6 protein-coding genes are annotated in these 22,465 nt (G+C 71.6%); 1 reads left to right on the forward strand and 5 read right to left on the reverse strand.

What is annotated here, in order from left to right:
- Positions 1-219 precede the first annotated feature (219 nt).
- Positions 220-2,409: an MMPL family transporter gene (locus AB0E24_RS16500; RefSeq protein WP_347235025.1), complete on the forward strand. Its 2,190-nt coding sequence runs from the start codon at positions 220-222 to the stop codon at positions 2,407-2,409.
- Positions 2,410-2,514: 105 nt separating this feature from the next.
- On the opposite strand, the gene AB0E24_RS16505 is transcribed toward AB0E24_RS16500, so the two are convergent.
- From AB0E24_RS16505 to AB0E24_RS16525, 5 genes are all read right to left on the reverse strand, one after another.
- Positions 2,515-3,327 (reverse strand): alpha/beta fold hydrolase, encoded by an 813-nt coding sequence (locus AB0E24_RS16505; RefSeq protein WP_069871583.1) that lies wholly within the window; start codon positions 3,325-3,327, stop codon positions 2,515-2,517.
- Between the two features lie 134 nt (positions 3,328-3,461).
- Positions 3,462-3,686 (reverse strand): MbtH family protein, encoded by a 225-nt coding sequence (locus tag AB0E24_RS16510; protein WP_069871580.1) that lies wholly within the window; start codon positions 3,684-3,686, stop codon positions 3,462-3,464.
- A 55-nt stretch (positions 3,687-3,741) separates the two neighbouring features.
- Positions 3,742-10,947 (reverse strand): non-ribosomal peptide synthetase, encoded by a 7,206-nt coding sequence (locus tag AB0E24_RS16515; protein WP_359377639.1) that lies wholly within the window; start codon positions 10,945-10,947, stop codon positions 3,742-3,744.
- Positions 10,947-22,085 (reverse strand): non-ribosomal peptide synthetase, encoded by an 11,139-nt coding sequence (locus tag AB0E24_RS16520; RefSeq protein WP_359377641.1) that lies wholly within the window; start codon positions 22,083-22,085, stop codon positions 10,947-10,949. The genes AB0E24_RS16515 and AB0E24_RS16520 overlap by 1 nt, the downstream gene beginning before the upstream one ends.
- Positions 22,086-22,166: 81 nt before the next feature.
- Positions 22,167-22,439: an acyl carrier protein gene (locus AB0E24_RS16525; RefSeq protein WP_069871569.1), complete on the reverse strand. Its 273-nt coding sequence runs from the start codon at positions 22,437-22,439 to the stop codon at positions 22,167-22,169.
- Positions 22,440-22,465 lie beyond the last annotated feature (26 nt).

A 22,465-nucleotide genomic window follows, 5' to 3' on the forward strand; every position in this document is an offset into this window, starting at 1 on the left:
CCGCAGGGTGACAGTTGCGGGAAACAATGACCACCGAGGCGGTTTACCCCGTATCGACGTCCGGGCCACGCGACTAACGTTTCACCGTCATAATCCCGTCGGCCGCCCCGGCGGTTCGGCGACATTGGGAGGATAGCGACGGTGCGAAAGAAACCGGCGACGTTACGGGTAGCCCGATGGAGCGCCACACACCCGTGGTCGGCGATCGGACTGTGGGTCGTGTTCGTCGTCCTGTGTCTCTTCCTCGGCGGCGCCGCCGGCACGAACAAGCTCGACTCCGAGGAGTCCGGGGTCCGGGAGTCGGGCCGGGCGGGCAAGATCGTGTCTTCGGGGGACTTCACCGAGCGGCCCGAGGAGAACGTGCTCATCACCTCCGATTCGGGCGGGAAGCTGGACCGGCGGGCGGCGGAGCGGGCGGCCCGGGACATCACCGACCGGATGAAGGACCTGCCCGAGGTGCGGAGCGTCGGTGAGCCGGTCCCCGCGCCGAACGGCAAGGCCCTGCTGGTGCCGGTCACCATGACCGGTGACGAGGACGACGCCATGAACCGGGTCGGCCCGCTGCTGGACGTGAGCGCCGAGGCCGATCGCGCCCACGACGGGCTCAAGATCGAAGAGGTGGGCGACGGTTCCACGGTGAAGGGCATGTCGGAGACCATCGGCGAGGATTTCAGAAGGGCTGAGCTGATCAGCGTTCCGCTGACCCTGCTGATCCTGCTGGTGGTCTTCGGCGCGATCATCGCCGCCGGGGTGCCCGTGCTGCTCGCCCTGTCCTGTGTGGTCTCCGCGATGGGCCTGTCGTCCCTGGCCTCACACGTACTGCCGGAGACCAGCGCGGTGAGCAATGTCATCCTGCTCATGGGCATGGCCGTCGGCGTCGACTACTCCCTCTTCTATCTCAAGCGGGAGCGGGAGGAGCGCCGTAAGGGCAAGTCCCACCTCGACGCCATCGACATCGCCGCGGAGACGTCGGGGCATACGGTCGTGGTGTCCGGCACCACCGTGATCGTGGCGATGGCCGGGCTCTATCTGGCCCAGGAGGCCACCTTCGCCTCCCTGGCGACCGGTTCCATCATCGTCGTGGCGGTCGCGGTGCTCGGCTCGGTGACCGTGCTGCCCGCCCTCCTCGCCAAGCTGGGCGGCCGGGTGGACCGTCCCCGGGTGCCGTTCCTGTGGCGGCTCACGATGCGCTCCGGCGAGTCGCGGATGTGGCCCGTGCTGCTGCGCCCGGCGCTGCTCAAGCCGGTTCTCACCCTGGTGGTGTCCATCGGCGCGCTGCTGCTGCTCGCCCTGCCCGCCCTGGACATGAAGCTCAAGCAGCCCGGCCAGGACGACCTGTCGCGGGACATCCCGATCGTGCGGGCGACGGACCGGCTCACCGATGCCTTCCCGAGCGAGGGAACCGTGCACAAGGTGGCGGTACGGGCTCCCGCCGGCGAGGCCGGCCAGGTCGAGGCCGCCCTGCGGGGGCTGATCGCCCGTGCCGAGGGAAACAGCCTGTTCGCCCATGACCAGACGCCGGTGATCCGCGAGTCCGAGGACCGCCGGGTGCACACCGTCGATGTGGGCACGCCGTACCCGCCGAAGAACCCCAAGGCCACCGAGTCGATGAAGGTGCTGCGCGGATGGGTGCCCCAGGCGCTGGAGGACGTCCCGGACGCCGAGAGCGCGGTCGGCGGCGCGGTGGCCCAGGGCGCCGACTTCACGGCCCATCTGGAGGAGCGCATGCCCTGGGTGGTGGGCTTCGTGCTGCTGCTGACCTTCGGCACCATGGCGGTGATCTTTCGCTCTCTGGCCGTGGCGCTGTCCGCGGTGCTGCTGAACCTGCTGTCCGCGGCCGCCTCGTTCGGTGTCCTGGTGGCGGTCTTCCAGCACACCTGGGCCGAGGGCCTGCTCGACTTCGACAGTTCGGGCACGGTGGTGTCCTGGCTTCCGCTGTTCCTGTTCGTGGTGCTCTTCGGGCTGTCCATGGACTACCACGTGTTCGTGGTCAGCCGGATCCGGGAGATGGCCTTGGAGGGCGCGTCCGTGAAGGACTCGGTACGGGAGGGCATCGTCCGCTCGGCGGGCGTCGTGACCAGTGCCGCGATCGTCATGGTGGCCGTGTTCTCGATCTTCGGCACGCTCAACGCGGTCGAGTTCAAGCAGCTGGGCGTGGGACTCGCGGCGGCGATCATGCTGGACGCCGTGGTCATCCGGATCTTCGTGCTGCCGGCGCTGATGACGGCGCTCGGCCCGTGGAACTGGTGGCCCGGCGGCACGTCCGGGACCGGCCGGCGGCTCTCCCCCGTATCGGCTCCGGCCGGCGGCGGTGCCGATGTGCCGGCGGCCTCGTACACACCGCCGGCCGCGCCCGGGACGGGCAGGGACGAGGCGCCCAGCGCGTCGCCCGGCCACCCGCAGCGTTAGTGGCCGAGCGACCCCTTTGACGAGAGGGGGGAGGGCCGTCCGATACCCCCGGTCGGGCCCCTCCCCCCTCTCCTCGTTCCGGTGCCGTTCGGCCTCCCATGGCCGTCAGCGGGCGGCCGTCCCGGTGAGGAACTCCACCATCGCCTTGTTCACCGCGGCGGGGTCCTCCAGATAGCCGTAGTGCCCGCAGCCCTCGATGAGTTCGTACGCGGCTCCCGGGATGGCGTCGGCGACCTCGCGCGCCAGGTGCGGAGGGGTGATCAGGTCGTCGGCGAAGGCGATGACCTGGCAGGGGACCCGGATGCCCCGGTATGCCTCGAGCCGGTGGTCCAGTGTGCTCAACTCCATCTGGGACCGGTGTCCCGGCCCGCCCGCGGGCGAGAGTTCGAACAGGTCGAGCCAGTCGGCCATGGCCGCCCCGTTGTCGAGGGTGCGCGGGGACAGCGACTTCAGGGCTCGTACCACGGCGGCGTACCGGACCGGGAGTTCCACCTCGGCGTCGTACAGTTCGATCTCGGCACGTGTGATGGCGGCCCGCAGCACATCGGTGCGGCCCCGGGTGGCGATGAGGACGGCCTGGCGCACGAGATCGGGCCGGGACAGCGCGAGTTCCTGGGTGATGAAGGCGCCCAGGGATGTGCCGACGACCCGGCAGGGACCGATCCCGAGGTGCTCGATGAGCCCCGCCACATCGCCGACCATGTCCTGGAGGGTGAACCCCTCGGTCCACCCCGAGGTCGGCGGTATGCCCCGGTTGTCGAGGGTGATCACGCGGAATCCGACGGCGGTGAGGGCGGGCACCTGGTGCAGTTGCCACACGGTGCGGCCGGCGCCGGTCCCCTGGATCATCACGACCGGCTCGCCCTCGCCGGCTTCCTCGTAGTGGAGCTGTATTCCGTTGACATCGATGACCGGCATCTCGCTCCTCCCTTCTCCTTGGTCTTCGGGGTCGCGCGGACATGGGTGTGGCCCGCCCGTCGGGTGCGACGCGTCGGAGGCGTCCCGGCGGGGCGGGCCACACGGCGGTCCAGCGGGTGCGGCGGTGCCGCGGGTCAGGCCGCGCCGGCGCCTTCCATCGCCTTGATCAGGCTCTTGGGGCGCATATCGGTCCAGTTGGTGTTCACGTATTCGAGCGCCGCGTCCCGCGTGGCGTCGGCCAGAACCGTGCGCCAGCCCTGGGGAACCTCGACGAACGCCGGCCACAAAGAGTGCTGCCCCTCATCGTTGACGAGCACGAGATAGGTGCCCTCGGGGTCCTCGAAGGGGTTGGTGCTCATGAGATCGCTCCTTCTCGAAGAATTCTTCTCTTGTCACTTGACGTACATTCAGGGCTCACAGCCGGTCGGCGAGAAAACGTCCGATACGGGCCGCGTGACGGGCGTCGGTCATCAGATCTCCGTGGTTCGAGTCTACGGGGCAGATCTCGATCGACCCGCCTATCAGCGGTTGCCACAAGTTGACATCCAGCAGGGTTTCCTGATCGGCGGGTTTCCGTTCCGCGGACACGAAAAGCATGTCCCCATCGAAGAACCGGGGCACGTAGGACCGCATGATCCGGACATTGTTCACGTAGACGTCCTTGAGGGCCAGCACGTCCTGGGCCTCGAGGTGGTCGAGGTGCGCCATGGGGTGATTTCCCGCTTGCAGGAACTCCCGGAAGCGCAGCAGAACCCGCTCCTGGTCTGCTATGAGCTCGGCCATGTCGAAGGTGAACCCCATGGCCCGCAGATTGTTCGCGACCACCTCGTGCTCCACCGGCTCCGAGTGGTCGCTGTGCTCCCCCGGCGGGTAGGAGTCGAGCACCGCGAGCATCCCGACCTCCTCGCCCTCCGCTCGCAGCCGGACGGCCAGGGCCTGCGCGGTCAGCCCGCCGAAGGACCAGCCGGCGAGCCGGTAGGGGCCGTGCGGCTGCACGGAGCGGATCCGGGCGACATAGTCCTCGACCATCTCGTCCATGGACGCCGGGAGCGGTCCGGCGCCGTCGAGGCCGCGGGCCTGGACGCCGTAGACCGGTACCTCGGCGCCGAGATGGCGGACCAGCCCCGAATAGCACCAGCTGAAGCCGCCTCCCGGGTGCAGGAAGAACAGCGGTGCGGCGGTACCGCGGGCGCGCAGGGGCAGCAGTGTGCCCGTCGAGTCGCCCTCCGCGGCCGCCTCGCCCGTCAGCAGGCGGGCCAGCGCGGCCGGTGAGGGCGCGTCGAAGACCGCGCGTACCGGCAGGTCGCCGCCCATCTCGTCACGGATCCGGCCGACCAGCCGGGCGGCGAGGAAGGAGTGACCGCCGAGGTCGAAGAACTCGTCGTCGGCTCCGACCCGCTCCACGCCCAGGACCTCGGCGAACAGGGCGCACAGCGCACGCTCCTCGGGCGTCCTCGGCACGCCGGGCGCGGCACCGCTCCGGTACTCGGGCGCCGGCAGCGCGGCCCGGTCCAGCTTGCCGTTGGGCGTCAGGGGCAGTGCGTCCAGGGTGACGAACGCGGCGGGCACCATATGGTCGGGCAGGTGCCGGGCGGCGTGTTCGCGCAACCGGCGCGCCTCGGGCTCCTCGCCGTGCGCCCCGACCACGTAACCGACCAGGCGCCGGTCCCCCGGCCGGTCCTCCCGCACGACCACGGCCGCCCGCGCCACCTCCGGCGCCGCGGTGAGGACCGCCTCGATCTCACCCGGTTCGATGCGGAACCCGCGGACCTTGACCTGGGTGTCGGTGCGCCCCAGATAGGTGAACTGTCCGGCGCGGGTGAGACGGGCCAGGTCGCCGGTGCGGTACATCCGGGCGCCCGGCGGGCCGTAGGGATCGGCGACGAACCGCTCCGCGGTGCGGTCGGCGCGGGCGATATAGCCACGGGCCAGGGCGGCTCCGGTGATGTACAGCTCTCCGGGGACGCCCGGCGGCACCGGGTTCAGCCAGGGGTCGAGCAGCCGCACGGCGGTGTTGTCGACGGGCCGCCCGATGGGGGCGGGGCCGGGCGTCCAGGTGTCGGGGTCCGCCGGGAGCGGGCAGGCCGTCACCACATGGGTCTCGGCGGGCCCGTAGTGGTTGTGCAGCCGCCGGCCGGGGCGGTCGGCGCAGAACGTGCGGATGGCGCCGTGCGGGGTGAGCGCCTCCCCGGCCTGTACCAGGTCGGTGAGGTGCGGCAGTTCGAGCCCCTGGGCGGTGGCGGCCTCGCATACGGCGTCGATGACCAGGTTGGGCGCGTACAGCTCCTGGACGCCCGTGTCGTGCAGCCACCGCGCCAGGCGGGCCGGGTCGCGGCGGACGTCCTCGGGGCAGACCACGAGGGTCTTGCCGTGCAGCAGAGCGGAGAGGATCTCCTGAACGGAGACGTCGAAGCTGACCGCGGTGAACTGGGCCACCCGGGTGCCCGGTCCGCCCGGCAGCTGCGCCCGGTGCCAGTCCAGGAGGTTGGCGAGCGCGCCCGCGGGCATCACCACGCCCTTGGGGCGCCCGGTCGAACCCGAGGTGTAGATGACGTACGCCGGGTGTGCGGGGTCGAGCGGCCGGGTGCGCTCGTCGTCGGTGACATCGGTCGCGGGGTACGCGGCGAGCGCTTCGGCGGCCCGCGGGTCGTCGATCGCGAACGTACGGCCGGCGAGCCCTTCCGGAAGTGCCCCGGCCAGTTCGCGGGTGGTCAGCACGAGGGCGGGGCGGGCGTCTTCGAGCATGAACGCGATGCGGCCGGCCGGATACTCGGGGTCGACGGGCAGATATCCGGCACCGGCCTTGAGAACCGCCGTGAGGGCGGTGACCAGGTCGGCCGACCGGGGCATGGCGACCGCGACGAGGTCCTCGGGGCCCACCCCGCGGTCGATGAGCAGCCGTGCGAGCCGGTTGGCGCGCGCGTTCAGCTCGGTGTAGCCGACCGCTCCGGCCGCGGTTTCCACGGCCACGCCGTGCGGGCCGCGGGCGACGGCCGCTTCGAACCGCTCGGGCAGCGAGACGTCCGGCGCGGGGCGGCCCGGGCCGTGTCCACCGCTCAGCACCGTGGCCCGTTCGCCCTCGTCGAGGAGCGCCACCTCGCCCAGTCTCGCCTGCGGGTTCGCGGTCACGGCCGCCAGCAGCCGCAGGAGCCGCGCCACGATCCGCTCCGCCGTGTCGCGTTCGAAGAGATCGGTGCTGAATTCGAGACCCGCGTTCAGCCCGTCCACACCCCCGTCGGGGGCGTGCCGCTCGGCGAAGGACAGCAGCAGATCGAATTTGGCCGTACCGGTGTCCGAGTCCAGTTGCTCGACGGCCAGGCCCGGCACTCCCACGCCGTCCTCGGGGGCCGCCGCGTCCGCCGCCTGCCGCCGCTCGGTGTTGTTGAAGGTGAGCATGGTCTGGAACACCGGGTGCCGGGACTGTGAGCGCTTGGGGTTGAGCGCCTCCACCAGCCGCTCGAACGGCAGGTCCTGATGGGCGTACGCCGCCAGGTCCGTGTCCCGGACGCGGGCGATCAGCTCGCGGAAGGTGGGGTTGCCGGAGGTGTCGGTGCGCAGCACCAGCGTGTTGACGAAGAAGCCGACGAGATCGTCCAGGGCGTCGTCGGTGCGGCCGGCCACCGGAGTGCCCAGCGGGATGTCGGTGCCCGCCCCGAGCCGGGTGAGCAGCGCGGCGACCGCGGCCTGGACCACCATGAAGGGGCTGGCCTTGGTGGCGCGCGCCAGGGAGCGGATCCGCTCGTACAGCGGTCCCGGCACCTGGTAGGGGATGCGTTCGCCGCGATGGGCGGAGGTGGCGGGGCGCGGCCGGTCGGCGGGCAGTTCGAGTTCGTCCGGCAGTCCGGCCAGGGTCCGCTTCCAGTAGGCGAGCTGACGCGAGATCAGGCTGTCCCCGTCGTCCTCGGAGCCGAGCACCTCGTGCTGCCACAGGCTGTAGTCGGCGTAGCTCACGGGCAGCGGCCGCCAGGCGGGAGCGGTGCCGTCGCGGCGTGCGGCGTAGGCGGAGACGATGTCGCGGGCGAGCAGCGGCACCGACCAGCCGTCGCCCGCGATGTGGTGGACCAGGAGCAGCAGCACGTGTTCCCGCTCGCCGGTCTCCAGCAGCCAGACGCGCAGGGGGAGTTCCTCGGCCAGCTCGAAGGCGTACCCCACGGCGGCGGCGATCTCCCGCTCCAGGCGGTCCGGCGGCACATCGGGGACGACGGTCAGCGCGGGCCTGGCTTCCGGGCCGTCCAGCACGACCTGGTACGGGCCTTCGGCGTCCTCGGCGAAGACCGTGCGCAGCGACTCGTGGCGCTCCGCGACGTCCATGAGGGCGTCCCGCAGCGCCGTGCGGTCCAGATCGCCGGTGAGCCTCAGCGCGAAGGGGATGTTGTACGTCGGGGAGGGGCCCTCGAAGCGGTGCAGGAACCACAGCCGGCGCTGGGCGAAGGAGGCCGGGACGCGGTCGGGGCGCGGCTCGGCGGGCAGCAGTGCCGGCCGGGCCGATCCGGCGGTGTCGAGGGCGCGGGCGAGCCCGGCCACGGTCGGGGTGTCGAACAGCCGGCGCACCGCCAGCTCGGCACCGAACACCGAACGGATGCGCCCGGCGAGGCGGGTGGCGAGCAGCGAGTGTCCGCCGGCGTCGAAGAAGTCGTCGTCGATGCCGACCGACGGCAGACCGAGGACCTCCGCGAAGAGCCCGCACAGGATCTCCTCCTGGGGGCCGCGCGGGGCGCGGCGCGCCGCGGTGCCGGCGGCCGGACCGGTGTCGGGCACGGGCAGGGCCCTGCGGTCCACCTTGCCGTTGGCGGTCAGCGGCAGCGCGTCGAGGACGACGAACGCGGTGGGCACCATGTAGTCGGGGAGTTCGGCGGCGAGGTGCGCCCGCAGCTCCTCCGGGGAGGGGGTGGTGCCGCGCTCGGCGACGAGGTGGGCCACGAGGCGCTTGTCGCCGGGGCGCGGCTCCTGCACGGTGACGACGGTCTGGGCGACGCCGGGGTGGCTGCCCAGCCGCGCCTCGATCTCACCGAGTTCGATGCGGAAGCCGCGCAGCTTCACCTGTTCGTCCGCGCGCCCGAGGTATTCGAGGACGCCCTCGGGGCTCCAGCGCACCAGGTCACCGGTGCGGTACATACGGGCCCCGGGCGGGCCGTACGGGTCGGCGACGAAGCGTTCGGCGGTGATCCCGGGGCGCCGCCAGTAGCCGCGCGCCAGGCCCGCCCCCGCGATGTGCAGCTCGCCCGCGGTGCCGGGCGGCACCGGGCGCAGCCCGGTGTCCAGGACCATCAGCCGGGTGTTGTCCAGGGGGCCGCCGATGGGGACGGAGTCGGGGACCTCCCGCCCCCGGGGAAGCCGGTGCCGCACCGCGAACGTGGTCGTCTCGGTGGGCCCGTAGACATCGACGACGGTCGTGTCGGGGCAGGCGCGCATCACACGGCGGACGGACGCGGCGGGGACCGCCTCTCCCCCGGTCCACACCTCCTGGAGGCCCGCGAAGTGTTCGGGCGCCTCGTCGGCGACGAGCTGGAAGAGGCCGGTGGTCAGGAACAACCCGGTGATCTCGTGCTCGACGAGCAGCTTGCCGAGCAGGTCGGCGTCGAGGTCGCCGGGCGGGGCGACGACGGCGGTGCCGCCGGTCAGCAGCGGCACCCACATCTCGTAGGTGGAGGCGTCGAAGGCGTGCGGCGAGTGGACCAGGATCCGGGTGTGGGCGCCGCCCGTGAACGAGCGGTCATGGGCGAGTTCGAGCACATGGCGGTGGGTGGCGGCGACGCCCTTGGGGGTTCCGGTGGAGCCGGAGGTGTGGCAGATGTAGGCGATCTGGTCGGCGTGGACGCGCGGCAGCGGCTCCCCCGGCGCGGGATCGGCCTCCATGGCGCCGTCGTCCACGACGACCGACGGGAGTCCCAGGTCCTTGGCGCGGCCGGCGTTGGCCCGGTCGGTCAGCACCAGGGAGACACCGGCGAGGCCGGTGAGCAGACGCAGCCGGTCGGCCGGGTCGCGCTGGCGCAGCGGCACATACGCGCCGCCCGCCTTGAGGACTCCCAGCGCGGACACGACGACGTCGGCCGAGCGCTCCATGAGCAGCGCCACCGGGGTTTCCGAAACCACTCCGAGCCGGGTCAGACGGCGCGCCAGCGCTTCGGAGCGGGCGTCGAGCGCGGCGTAGTCGAGCGCGTCGGCGCCGGTGCGGACGGCTGTGGCGTGCGGGGTGCGGGCGGCCTGGGCGCGGAACGCCTCCGGCAGGCTGTGGTCCGGGATGTCGGTGTCCGCGCCGTGGCCGAACGCGGACACGGCCCGGTGTTCGTCCCGGGAGAGCAGTTCGAGCCGGCCGACGGACCGGAGCGGGTCGGTGGCGACCGCGGTGAGGACGCGCACCACGCGGTCCAGGACGGCGCGGGCCGACGCCTCGGGGATCAGATCGGGCTGGTGGTCCAGGCGCAGCCGCAGCCGGCCGCCGCGGCCGACCGCGACGAGCGCCAGCGGATAGTGGGCGGCATCGCGGTTGCGGGCGCCGACGACGGTCAGGCCGTTCGCCCCGCCGGGCTTGTCGTTCCCGGCCGTGAGGTCCACGGGGTAGTTCTCGAACACCATGGTGGTGTCGAAGAGTTCACCGGCTCCGGCCAGCCGCCGCACCTCGGCGAGGTCGATCTGCTGGTGGGCCTGGAGCCGGGTCTGCTCGTCCTGGACCCGGCGCACCAGGTCCACCAGCGGCTCGCCGGGGCGCAGCCGCACCCGCACGGGCAGGGTGTTGATGAACAGGCCCACCATCGTCTCGACCCCGGCGAGTTCGGGCGGCCGCCCGGAGACGGTGGCGCCGAACACCACGTCGTCACGGCCGGTCAGCCCGCCGAGCACCACCGCCCAGGCGCCCTGCACCAGCGAGTTGAGGGTCAGCGCGCGCTCCCGGGCGAGGGCCGCGAGCCCTTCGTGGACGGCGGGTTCGAGCTCGGCGTCCAGACGGCCCGGCACGACCGCGGGCCGGTCGCCGGCCCGGGGCGCGACCAGGGTGGGGCCGTCGAGTCCGGCCACCGCCTCGCGCCACGCGGCCACCGCGGCGTCCCGGTCCTGGTCGGCGAGCCAGCGCAGATAGTCCCGGAAGGGCCGGACCCGTGGCAGCCCGCCGTCGTCGCCCCGGGACGCGTACAGCGCGAGGAGTTCGCGCAGCAGCATCGGGCGCGACCACCCGTCCAGCAGGATGTGGTGGTTGGTCAGGACGAAGCGGTGCCGGCCCTCGCCGAGCCGCAGCAGGGTGAACCGCATCAGCGGCGGCTTGCCGAGGTCGAAACGGCGCCGCCGGTCCGCCTCCAGCACCCGGTCCGCCGCCGCGGTGCGCTCGTCCTCGGACAGATCGGCGAGGTCGAATTCCTCCCAGGGGAGGGTCACCTCATGCGGAATGAACTGGACGGGCCGCCGCAGGCCCGCGTAGCGGAAACCCGCGCGCAGATTGGCGTGGCGCCGCAGCAGGGCGCGGCACGCGGCGCGCAGCGCCTCCGGGTCGAGGTCGCCCTCCAGGTCCATGGTGTCCTGCACGACATAGACGTCCGGCGCCGCCTCGTCGTAGACGCTGTGGAAGAGCAAGCCCTCCTGAAGCGGGGCCAGCGGCAGGATGTCCTGCAAACCGGACTGCGTCGCCATCACATGGTCCTCCAGTCGTCTTCCAGCAACTCGATCTCGTCCTGGCTCAGCAGGCTCAGGGAAACGTCCGAGACGGTGAGCCCGCCCGCGTCGGGGCGCTCCGCGTGCTCGGTGAGGGCCGTGAGGGCCTGGAACCACAGGTCCGCCAGCGTGGCGACCTCGGCGCGGTCGAGGATGTCCTCCGCCCAGGTCCAGGTGGCGGCCAGTTCGGGTCCGCGCGGTCCGTCGTCGGTGCGGGCGTTCAGCTCCAGGGGGTGGGCGAGCGGCACCCGGGGGTCGGTGCCGCCGATGCCCGCGGCGCTGGCCAGCACGGTCCAGTCCGGGACCGTGGCGCTGCCCGCCTCCTCGGCGTCCGCGACCGTGAAGCGTCCCAGGTAGTTGAAGGCCACCTGCGGCTCGGGCAGATCGGTGAACCCCGGTGCGGTGCCCGCGTTGAGATGCCGGACCAGGCCGTAGCCGATGCCCTTGTCGGGCACGGCCCGCAGCTGCTCCTTGATCCGCTTGACGGCCTCCCCCGCGGCCGGGCCCCCCGCGAACGCGTCGGTGAGGTCCGCGGCGCCCGGGTCGATCCGTACGGGATAGAGGCTGGTGAACCAGCCCACGGTGCGGGACAGGTCCACGGCGCCCACGAGGTCCTCCTCGCGCCCATGGCCCTCCAGGTCGAGGAGCACCCCGGCCGACCGGCCGCCCGCGCCGCCGGCACCCCGGCCGCGCCAGCGGGCCCAGGCCAGGGCGAACGCCGTCAGCAGCACGTCGTTGACCTCCGCGGTGAACACCGACGGCACACGGGTGAGCAGCTTCTCGGTGACCGCGACCGGCAGCGTGACCGTCAGATGCGCCGCGCTCCCGTAGGTGTCCCGGGCCGGGTCCAGTGCCCGTCGGCCCAGGAGCGGGTCCCCCGGCCGCAGCACCTGCTGCCACCAGGCGGCCTCCGCCGCCCGCGCGGGCCTCGCCGCCGCCTCCGTCAGGCGCCGCGCCCAGCGCCGCAGCGAAGTGCCCACGGGCTGGAGTTCCGTCTCCCGCCCGGCGCTCACGGCCCGGTACGCCTCGGCCAGGTCGGGTACGAGGATGCGCCAGGACACCCCGTCGACCACCAGGTGGTGGACGAGGAGGAGCAGCAGGCCCGGTGTGTCGGCGCCGCGGTCGAACCAGACCACCTGGACGAGCCGCCCCGCGTCCAGGTCGAGGCGCTCCCGCGCGGCCTCGGTCTCCCGCCGTACGAGATCCCGCTGTGCCGGCTCCTCGAGCCCGGCGGCGGCCACGCGGCGGACCAGGGACGCGGCGTCCACATCGCCCGGCCGCCGGATCTCCAGCCTTCGTTCGGGATCGGCGGTGAGCCGGGCCCGCAGGGCGCCGTGGTGGTCGAGCACCGCCTGCACCGCGGACCGCAGATGCTCCTGGCGGAGCGCCGCGGGCACCTGGATGAGCCGCGACTGGTTGAACTGGTCGGCCGGACCGCCCCGTTCGAGGAACCAGCGCACGATCGGCGTCAGCGGTACATCACCGATGTCCGCCCCCGGCTCCTCCGCGGCCACGCGGACGGTCTCCGTGGCGATGTCGGCGAGCGCGGCGACCGTGCGGTGCTCGAAGACGTCGCGCACCGCGAGTTCGAGTCCGGCCCGCCGGGCGCGGCTGACGAGCTGGATGGACATGATGCTGTCGCCGCCGAGGTCGAAGAAGCCGTCGTCGATACCGACCCCGTCCAGCCCCAGCACCTCGGCGAACAGCCCGCACAGCGTCTTCTCCCGCTCGGTGCGCGGCCCCCGCCGGTCCGCCTCCGGCTTCCCGCCGTACACGGGCGCGGGCAGGGCGCGCCGGTCCAGCTTCCCGTTCAGGGTGAGCGGGAGCGCGTCCAGCGCGACCACGGCCGACGGCACCATGTGCTCGGGCAGGGCGGTGGCGAGATGGGCGCGCAGCGCTTCGGGCTCGGGGGTGGACCGGGCTCCGGCGGCAGGCACGGCATAGGCCACGAGGCGTTTGTCGCCTGGCCGGTCCTCGCGCAGGATGACCGCGGCCTGGGCCACCGAGGCGTGTGTCTCCAGCGCCGCCTCGATCTCGCCGAGTTCGATACGGAAGCCGCGCAGCTTGACCTGGTCGTCCACGCGGCCGTGGTACTCCAGCCGCCCGTCGGCCAGTCGGCGTCCGGTGTCCCCGGTGCGGTACATACGGCCCTCGCCGAACGGGTTGGCCACGAAACGCCCGGCAGTGAGCCCTGGCCGGCCGAGATAGCCACGGGCCAGACCGGCTCCGACGACATACAGCTCCCCGACGACACCCCTGGGGACCGGCCGCAGCCGCTCGTCCAGCACATACACGGCGAGATCGGGGATCGGTTCGCCGATCACCGAACCGGACGAGGCTGCGACGACGGCCTCGTCGAGCGCGACATGGGTGACATGCACGGTGGTCTCCGTGATGCCGTACATGTTCACCAAGGACGGGGCGTCGTCGGGGTGCCGGGAGTACCAGTCGGCCAGCCGGCCCAGCTCCAGCGCCTCGCCGCCGAAGACGACATGGCGCAGGCGAAGCCGCGCGGCGGCCTCGGGGTTGTCCCGGTCGGCCGCCATGAGCTGGTAGAAGGCCGACGGGGTCTGGTTCAGCACGGTGACCCGCTCGTCCGCCAGCAGCTTCAGGAACCGGTCCGGGGTCCGGCTGGTCTCGTGCGAGACGACGACCAGGCGTCCGCCGTGCAGCAGCGGTCCCCACAGTTCCCAGACGGAGAAGTCGAAGGCGTAGGAGTGGAACAGCGTCCACACGTCGTCGGGGCCGAAGCCGAACCAGTGACCGGTCGAGTCCATCAGGCGTATCGCGTTGCCGTGCGGCACCTCGACGCCCTTGGGCCGCCCCGTGGATCCCGAGGTGTAGATGACATACGCGGTGTCCAGGGGCGAGAGTGCCACTTCCGGGTCGGCTACGGGATACCGCTCCGACCCGGCGAGCACATCGGGCGTGACCGTGAGGATCGGCCGCGCGTCGTCGATGACGTAGGCGATGCGGTCGGCCGGGTAGGCCGGGTCGATGGGCACGTATGCCGCACCCGACTTCAGTACGCCGAGGACCGCGACGACCAGCTCCTCGGTGCGGGGCATGCTTAAGCCCACATACCGCCGGGGGCCCGCTCCCCGCTCGCGCAGCAGATGGGCCAGCCGGTTCGCCCGCGCGTTCACCTCGGCATAGGTGAGGGACGTGGTCTCGTATGTCACCGCGATCGCGTCGGGAGTGGCGGCCACCTGCCGCTCGAACCTGGACACGATCGTGTCGCCGGGGGTCGTGTCGCCGGAGGTGGAGGTGTGCCGTGGCGGCACGGTCAGCTCGCGCCGCTCGGCCGGGTCGAGGATCCGGAGGTCCTGTATCCGGACGGCCGGGTCGGCCGCCACCTGATCCAGCACGCGGACGAAGCGGTCGGCGATGCTCTGCGCGGTGGCCCGGTCGAACAGGTCCGTGCTGAAGTCCAGCGCACAGCCCAGCCCGGCCCCGGTGTCCCCGGCCGCCTCGGCGATCTCGAAGGAGAGGTCGAACTTCGCCGAGGGCGCCCCGAGCGGTCGTCCGGTGACGGTGAGCCCCGTCCGGGCGGTGAGGGGCCGAGCGGCGTTGTTCAGGTTGAGAACGGTCTGGAAGAGCGGGTGCCGGGCCAGCGAACGCTCCGGGTTGACCACCTCGACCAGCCGCTCGAAGGGCAGGTCCTGGTGCGCGTACGCCTCCAGGTCCCGCGCCCGGACGCGTTCGACCAGTTCGGTGAAGGTGGGGTTGCCGGAGGTGTCGGTGCGCAGCACCAGGGTGTTGACGAAGAACCCGACGAGGTCGTCCAGCGCGTCGTCGGTACGGCCCGCGACCGGCGTGCCGATGGGGATGTCGCTGCCCGCCCCGAGCCTGGTCAACAGGGTCGCCAGGGCCGCCTGGAGGACCATGTACAGACTCGCGCGATGCTCACCGGCGACCCGCACCAGCCGCTCGTACAGGCCCGGCGGCAGCTCGAACCCGACCCGGTCGCCCCGGTAGGAGGCGGCGGCCGGCCGTGGCCGGTCGAAGGGCAGGGCCAGCTCCTCCGGGAGCCCTTCCAGCGCCCGGGTCCAGTAGTCGAGCTGGCGGGCGATCTCGCTGCCCGCGTCGGACTCGTCGCCGAGGAGGTCGCGCTGCCAGAGGCTGTAGTCCGCGTACTGCACCGGCAACGGCTCCCAGGCGGGGGCGCGGCCGGTCGTCACACGGGCCGCGTACGCCGCCGTCAGGTCACGGACCAGGACACCGCGCGACCAGGCGTCACCGGCGATGTGGTGGGTGAGCAGGAGCAGCGCGGAGCGGTCGGCCCGTCCGGCGCGGGGCCGGTCGGGGGGCAGGGCGCGGGGCAGGTCATCGGGCGGGGCAGCGGGCAGTGCATCGGACGGGACACCGGAGAGGTCGGCGGATGGGTCGGAGGATGGGTCAGCGGATGCGTTCGCGGATGCGTCACCGGGCAGCGCGGCGGGCAGGCGGAACAGCGCGGCACGAATCGGAATCTCGCTGGTCAGGTCGAAGGCGTACGCGGCGGCGCCGCGCATCAGCCGGTCGACGGACGCCTCGTCGGCCACCCGCTCCACGGACAGCGGCACCCGCGCCTGCTCCGGCGCGAGAACCACCTGATAGGCACCGCCGGCCGCGTCGTCCGCGAAGACCGTGCGCAGGCTCTCGTGGCGGGCGACCACGTCGGCCAGGGCCTGACGCAGCGCGTCCTCGTCCAGCGGGCCCGTCAGGTCGAGGGAGATGACCATGTTGTAGGCGTCGCTCGGCCCCTCCAGGTGCTGGAGGAACCAAAGGCGTTGCTGTGCATGGGACAGCGGCACCCTGGCGGGTCGCGTCGTACGCACCACTCGGCCCCGCACCGCGGCGGACTCGTCGAGCGCCGTGGCGAGTTCGGCCACGGTGGGCGCCTCGAAGACCCGGCGTACGGCCAGTTCGGCGTCCAGGACGGTACGGATCCGGCTGACCAGCTTGGTCGCCAGCAGGGAATGGCCACCGAGATGGAAGAAGTCGTCGTCGATGGTGACCGACTCCACGCCGAGAACTTCGGCGAACAGGCCGCACAGGATCTCCTCGCGCGGCGAACGCGGCGCACGGCCTTCCGCGCCCTCAGGACCGTAGTCGGGCGCGGGCAGCACACGGCGGTTCAGCTTCCCGTTGGCCGTCAACGGGAAGGCGTCCAGCGTGACGAACGCGGACGGCACCATGTAGCCGGGCAACTGGGCCGCCACATGTTCACGCACCTCAGCGCTGACCAGGCCGGTGTCGGCCGTCGCCGGGACGAGGTAGGCCACGAGGCGCTTGTCACCGGGCCGGTCCTCACGGACCAGGACAGCGGCCTGCCCGACCCGGTCATGCCCGGCCAGCACCGCCTCGATCTCACCCAGCTCAATCCGGAAACCACGCAGCTTGACCTGATCATCAACCCGCGACAGATACTCCAGCTCACCATCCGCGGTCCACCGCACCACATCACCCGTGCGATACATCCGCCCACCGCCGACGCGGTCAAACGGATCGGCCACGAACCGCTCGGAGGTCAGCCCCGACCGCCCGTGATAGCCACGGACCACACCCTCACCCGCGATATACAACTCACCCGGCACCCCGACCGGCACCAGTCGCAGCCCCGCGTCCAGCACATACACCCGGGTATTGGCGATCGGCCGCCCAATACGCGGGCTGCTCGCGCTCTCGGGAGTCACCGGCCACGCCGTCGACCAGATCGTGGTCTCCGTCGGACCATACAAATTCGTCACCGACTCAGCCCGACCCGCCAGCGCCACCGCCAGATCAGCGGGCAACGCCTCACCACCCACCAACACCCGCACACCACCCAGCACCGCCGGGTCCTCAGCCAGCACCGCCCGCCACAAACTCGGCGTCGCCTGCATCACCGACACCCGCTGAGCCAGCAGGAGAGCGCACAAGGCCGCGGGGTCGCGCACCACATCCCGCTCGGCCACCACCACAGCCGCACCGCTGAGCAGCGGCACGAACAACTCCAGCCCCGCGATGTCGAACCCGACCGTAGTCACCGCCAGCAAACGGTCCTCGCCCGTGAGCCGGAAACGCCCAGCCATCGACACCAGGAAATTCACCAACGGCCCCTGCGGCACCACCACACCCTTCGGCCGCCCCGTCGAACCCGACGTATAAATCACATACGCCGCATGAGACGCGCCAGGCCGGGTGAGCCGCTCCTCCGCCCGCCCCTGGGCAAGCTCCTCCACAACCTCCGGCGCATCCAGCAGCACGCGGGGAACGTCCACATCCGGCAGCACGGCCGCCAGATCGCCTGTGGTGAGGACGAGTGTGGGGGCTGCGTCCTGGAGCATGTAGGCGAGCCGGTCGGCCGGGTACTCGGTGTCCAGCGGAAGATATGCCGCCCCCGCCTTCCACACCGCCAGCAATGCCACCACCAGATCCACCGACCTCGGCAACGCCACCGCCACAAATCGCTCCGGCTTCACCCCACGCTCAGCCAACAACCGCGCCAAACGCCCAGCCCGGACATCCAACTCGCGATACGACAGCGACACACCACCCGCCACCACCGCCACCGCATCCGGCGACCCAACCACCCGCTCCTCGAACAACTCCACCACCGAACGACCCGGCACCTCACACACCGTGTCATTCCAAACCGACAGCAACGACCGCGCCTCAACCTCGTCCAACAGGTCGATACGGTCGAGCGGGGCGTCGGGCGCATCGACCATGCCCCGCAACACACGCAGGTACCGCCTGCCGAGCGTTTCGACCGTGTCCCGGTCGAACAGGTCGGTGCTGAACTCCAGCACTCCTCGCAGCCCGCCGGTTTCATGCGGTTGCTCGGTGAAGGCGAAGGACAGGTCGAACTTGCCCACCCCGGTGTCAGCCGCCACCGGCGACACGGTGAGGTCGGGGATACCGGCCACGGCTTGGTCGGTGGCCGCTGTGTCGGTGTTGTTGAAGGCCAGGAGCACCTGGAAGAGCGGGTGACGGGCGAGCGAGCGCTCCGGGTTGAGCACCTCGACCAGCCGCTCGAACGGCAGGTCCTGATGGGCGTAGGCGGCCAGGTTCCGCGTACGGACGCGCTCGATCAGCGCGCGGGCCGTGGGACGTCCCGACGTGTCGGCGCGCAGCACCAGCGTGTTGATGAAGACGCCGACCAGGTCGTCGAGCGAGGTGTCGGTGCGGCCGGCGATCGGCGTGCCGATGGGGATGTCCGTACCCGCGCCGAGCCGGGTCAGCAGCGCCGCGAGCCCCGCTTGGACCACCATGAACGGACTCGACTGCGTGGCCCGCGCGAGCGCGACCACCTTGTCGTAGAGCGGGGCCGGGATCTCGAACGGAATGCGGTCGCCGCGGTAGGAGGCGACGGACGGCCGCGGCCGGTCGTACGGCAGCTCCAGCTGATCCGGCAGACCCTCCAGCGCGGAGGTCCAATAGCCGAGCTGACGCGAGATCTCGCTGTCGGGGTCGGACTCGTCACCGAGGACGTCCCGCTGCCAGAGGCTGTAGTCCGCGTACTGGACCGGCAGCGGCTCACGCACGGGAGCACGGCCCGTGGTGACACGGCTGGCGTACGCCGCCGTCAGGTCTCGTGCCAGCGGGGCGCGGGACCATGCGTCGCTCACGATGTGGTGCAGGACCAGCAGGAGGATGTGTTCGTCACCGCCGTCGAGGGCGAACAGCGTTGCCCTCACCGGCAGTTCTCCGGAATCCGCCGACAGGTCGAAGCCACGGCGTGCGGCCTCGCGCAGCTCCCGTTCGACGTTCGCCCGGTCCGTCTCCACCGTCGTCCACTCCGGCTCGGCCTCGCCCAGCGCACGGACGACCTGGTAGGCACCGTCGGTGTCCTCGGTGAAGACGGTGCGCAGGCTCTCGTGGCGGGCGACCACATCGCCCAGCGCCAGGCGCAACGCCTCCCGGTCCAGATGGCCGGTCAGTCTGAGCGCGATCGGAACGTTGTAGGTGGCGCTGGGGCCCTCGAACTGGTTCAGGAACCACAGGCGTTGCTGGGCATAGGAGAGAGGGATGCGGTCCGGGCGCGGATCGGCCACGGTCACACCACGGCGAACGGCGTCGGTCGCCAGGGTGGTGGCAATCCCCGCGACCGTGGGCGTCTCGAAGAGCTGCCGGATAGGCAGCTCCGCGTCCATCACGCTACGGATCCGGCTGACCAGCTTCGTCGCCAGCAGGGAATGGCCACCGAGATGGAAGAAGTCGTCATCGATGGTGACGGACTCCAGGCCAAGCACCTCGGCGAACAGGCCACAGAGGATCTCCTCGCGCGGTGAACGCGGGGCGCGGCCTTCCGTACCCTCAGGACCGTAGTCGGGCGCGGGCAGGGCACGCCGGTCCAGCTTCCCGTTCGGCGTCAACGGCAGCGCGGAGAGGGTGACGAACGCCGACGGCACCATGTAGTCCGGCAGCAATCCGGCGGTGTGCTCCCGCAGGGCCGCATCGGAAACGTCGGAGTCCGCCACCACATAGGCGACCAGCCGCTGATCCCCGGCCCGGTCCTCCCGCACGACCACCGCAGCCTGGGCGACCTCACTGTGAGAAGCGAGAACGGCCTGGATCTCGCCCAGCTCGATCCGGAACCCACGCACCTTGACCTGGTCATCGACCCGGCCCACGTACACCAGCTGGCCATCGGTGTTCCAGCGCGCCAGATCCCCCGTGCGATACATCCGCGCACCGGCCGGACCAAACGGATCAGCGGTGAACCGCTCCGCCGTCAGATCCGCACGACGCCAATAGCCCCGCGCCAGAACCACACCGGCGATGTAGAGCTCACCGGCTACGCCCGGCGGCACCGGCCGAAGCCGCGCGTCCAGGACATAGGCGCGGGTGTTCCAGAACGGCCGCCCGATGGGTACAGCACCGCTCGTAAGTTCCTGACCAGGCTCGATGCGGAAGTCCGCGCAGTTGACCGTCGCCTCGGTCGGACCGTACGCATTGACCACCGTCACATCCGGATGCGCGGCCCGCCACGACGCGAGCGCCTCACCCACCAGCGCCTCACCACCGGTGATCAACGTCCCCGACGGCGACACCTCCTCGGGCAACGCCTCCAACAGCCCCAGATGGGAAGGGGTGACCTTCATGAACGACGGCCGACCGACACCGACCGCCCGCTCATCGAGATCCGCCAACACCACCCGGCCACCGCTCACCAACGGCGTGTACAACGCCGTCACCGTGAGATCGAACGCCACCGAAGAGTGCAGCAACGCCGTACCCGACGCATCCGGATACACCTCACGCGCACGCTCCAGATACGCCCCCACCGAACGATGCTCAACCACCACACCCTTCGGCCGACCCGTCGAACCCGACGTATAGATCACATACGCCGGATGCGACAGCTTCGGGGCGTCTGCAATCGGCGTGTCCGTGTACTCGTCAGCCGCCGCGAGGGCCGCCAGATCGTCGATGACCAGCACCGGCCGCGCATCGGTGAGGATGTGGGCCTTGCGCTCCGCCGGATACTCCGGATCCACCGGCACATACGCACCACCCGCCTTCACCACACCCAACAACGCCACCACCAACTCCACCGACCGCGGCAACACCACACCCACAAACGACTCGGCCCCCACCCCCCGACCCACCAACCACCGCGCCACCCGGTTCGACCACGCATCCAACTCCCGATACGACAAGCCACGATCCCCGGCGACAACAGCCACCGCATCCGGCGTCCGCGCCACCTGCTCCCTAAAGAGCACCGGCAACGACACACCCCGCACACCCCGCGACTCACCATTCCACCCGACCAGCACCCGCTCCCGCTCCACCGCGGACAACAACTCCACATCACCAATACGGCGATCGGGATCCTCAGCGACCCACTCCAACACCCGCACCAGCCGTTCCTGGTGGGCGGCGATCTCCCGTTCGTCATAGAGGTCCGGGTCGGCGTCGAACTCCACGCGGATGCCCGTGCCGGAGGCCGCGGTGCCATAGAAGTTGATCTTCAGATCGTTGACCGGTCCGGAGGACAGCGGGTGGGGGGTGGCGGGGCTGTCGCCGAAGCGGAGCTCGTCGACGTAGGCCACCACGTTGAGTGTCGGGCCGAGGCGGGCCTGGCGGCCTCCCGAGAGCCCGAGCTCCCTGACGAGTTCCTCGCCCCGGAACCGCTGGTGCCTGATGACATCGGCCAGCGAGCGCGACACCGACGCGACCAGCTCGGTGAACGTGCTCCGCGGGGTGGCTGCCACCCGGATGGGCAGGACGTTCACCATCGCGCTCGGCGTGGCCAGGGACACCCGGCTGGTGCGGCCTGCCAGGGGCAACGAGAAGGTGAGGTCCGTGCTGCCGGTCATACGGTGGTAGAGGACGGCGGTGGCCGCGATGGCGACGGCCGGCCACTGCACCCGGAGCCGGTCGCCCAGCGCGGTGAGCCGATCGGCCAGGGCGGTCGGCAGGACCAGGATGCGCCGCAAACTGCTGTGGGTGCTGCCGGCCGCGCGGCCCGCGAGCGCCACCGGGTCGGGCATCTCCTCGAACAGGTCGAGCCAGTGGGCCCGGTCCCGGGTGTGACGGCGCGAACCCGGATAGCCAGTCTCCTCGGCGACCACCCGGTCCAGGGTGGCGAAGCCGGACGCGGGCGGCTCGGTGCCGGTGAGCAGGGCGGTGTAGAGGGCCGCGACCCGCGCGCCGTACACGGTCTGTCCGAACGCGTCGAGGACGGCGTGGTGGTAGCGGTGGAAGTAGAAGGACCGGTCGTCGGCCAGGAGCAGCAAGGTCTGATCGCTCAGAGGGCCGTGGCCGAGGTCGAAGGGCTTGAGCATCTCCGCGTTCATCCACCGGTGCGCCGTGGCCTCCGGGTCCGCCGCGTCGCGCAGGTCGCGCACGCGCAGAGACGACGGCTCGGCGGGCACGACGAGCTGACACAGCCGGGTGTCCTCGGCGGGATCGGTGCGCTCAGCGGGACCGGTGTCCTCGGTGAAGTACGACCGCAGTGCCTCGGTCTCCTCCACGGCCCGCTGTACCGCCTCGCCGAGGACGCCGGTGTCGACCGGGCCGTCGATCTCCAGATAGGCGCCGCAGTTGTAGAGGGGACTGTCCGGGTCCAGCTGCTGGGCGACCCACACGCCCAACTGGGCGGCGCTTACGGGTCGACGGAGCGTACGGGCGGCGTCGGACATGGCGGAGCGGTCCTCTCGGTTCTGCGGAGTGGCGGACTGCGCGGGGCGGGATGCCGTGGCGGATGCGGTGTGAAGTGCCCGTCAGGCGTACTGGGCCAGTTCTTTGGCGAGGGCCTCGCTGAGCGCGTCGATGGTCGGGTTGTCCCACAGGAGCGTCGGGTCGAGGGAGATGTCGAGGTGGTCCTCGAGCTCTCCGGCGACGGACAGGACGTACAGCGAGTCGAGTCCGTAGTCGGAGAGCCGCACGCTGGTGTCGATGGTGTCGGCGGACCGCTCCAGGTGGGAGGCGACACAGTTGGTCAGCCATTCCCGCAGGCTGTCGACGGTATGCGGCTCGGCGTGGGGGTCGGACATGGGTGTCTCCTTCGCTGAGGTGGCGG

The organism is Streptomyces malaysiensis subsp. malaysiensis, from assembly GCF_040653035.1.
Lineage (GTDB): Bacteria > Actinomycetota > Actinomycetes > Streptomycetales > Streptomycetaceae > Streptomyces > Streptomyces malaysiensis.

Excerpts from the sequence above, each read along its gene's own strand:
- AB0E24_RS16505 (WP_069871583.1), bottom strand. The coding sequence starts at position 3,327 with ATGCCGGTCATCGATGTCAACGGAATACAGCTCCACTACGAGGAAGCC.
- AB0E24_RS16510 (WP_069871580.1), bottom strand. The coding sequence starts at position 3,686 with ATGAGCACCAACCCCTTCGAGGACCCCGAGGGCACCTATCTCGTGCTC.
- AB0E24_RS16515 (WP_359377639.1), bottom strand. The coding sequence starts at position 10,947 with ATGGCGACGCAGTCCGGTTTGCAGGACATCCTGCCGCTGGCCCCGCTT.
- AB0E24_RS16520 (WP_359377641.1), bottom strand. The coding sequence starts at position 22,085 with ATGTCCGACGCCGCCCGTACGCTCCGTCGACCCGTAAGCGCCGCCCAG.
- AB0E24_RS16525 (WP_069871569.1), bottom strand. The coding sequence starts at position 22,439 with ATGTCCGACCCCCACGCCGAGCCGCATACCGTCGACAGCCTGCGGGAA.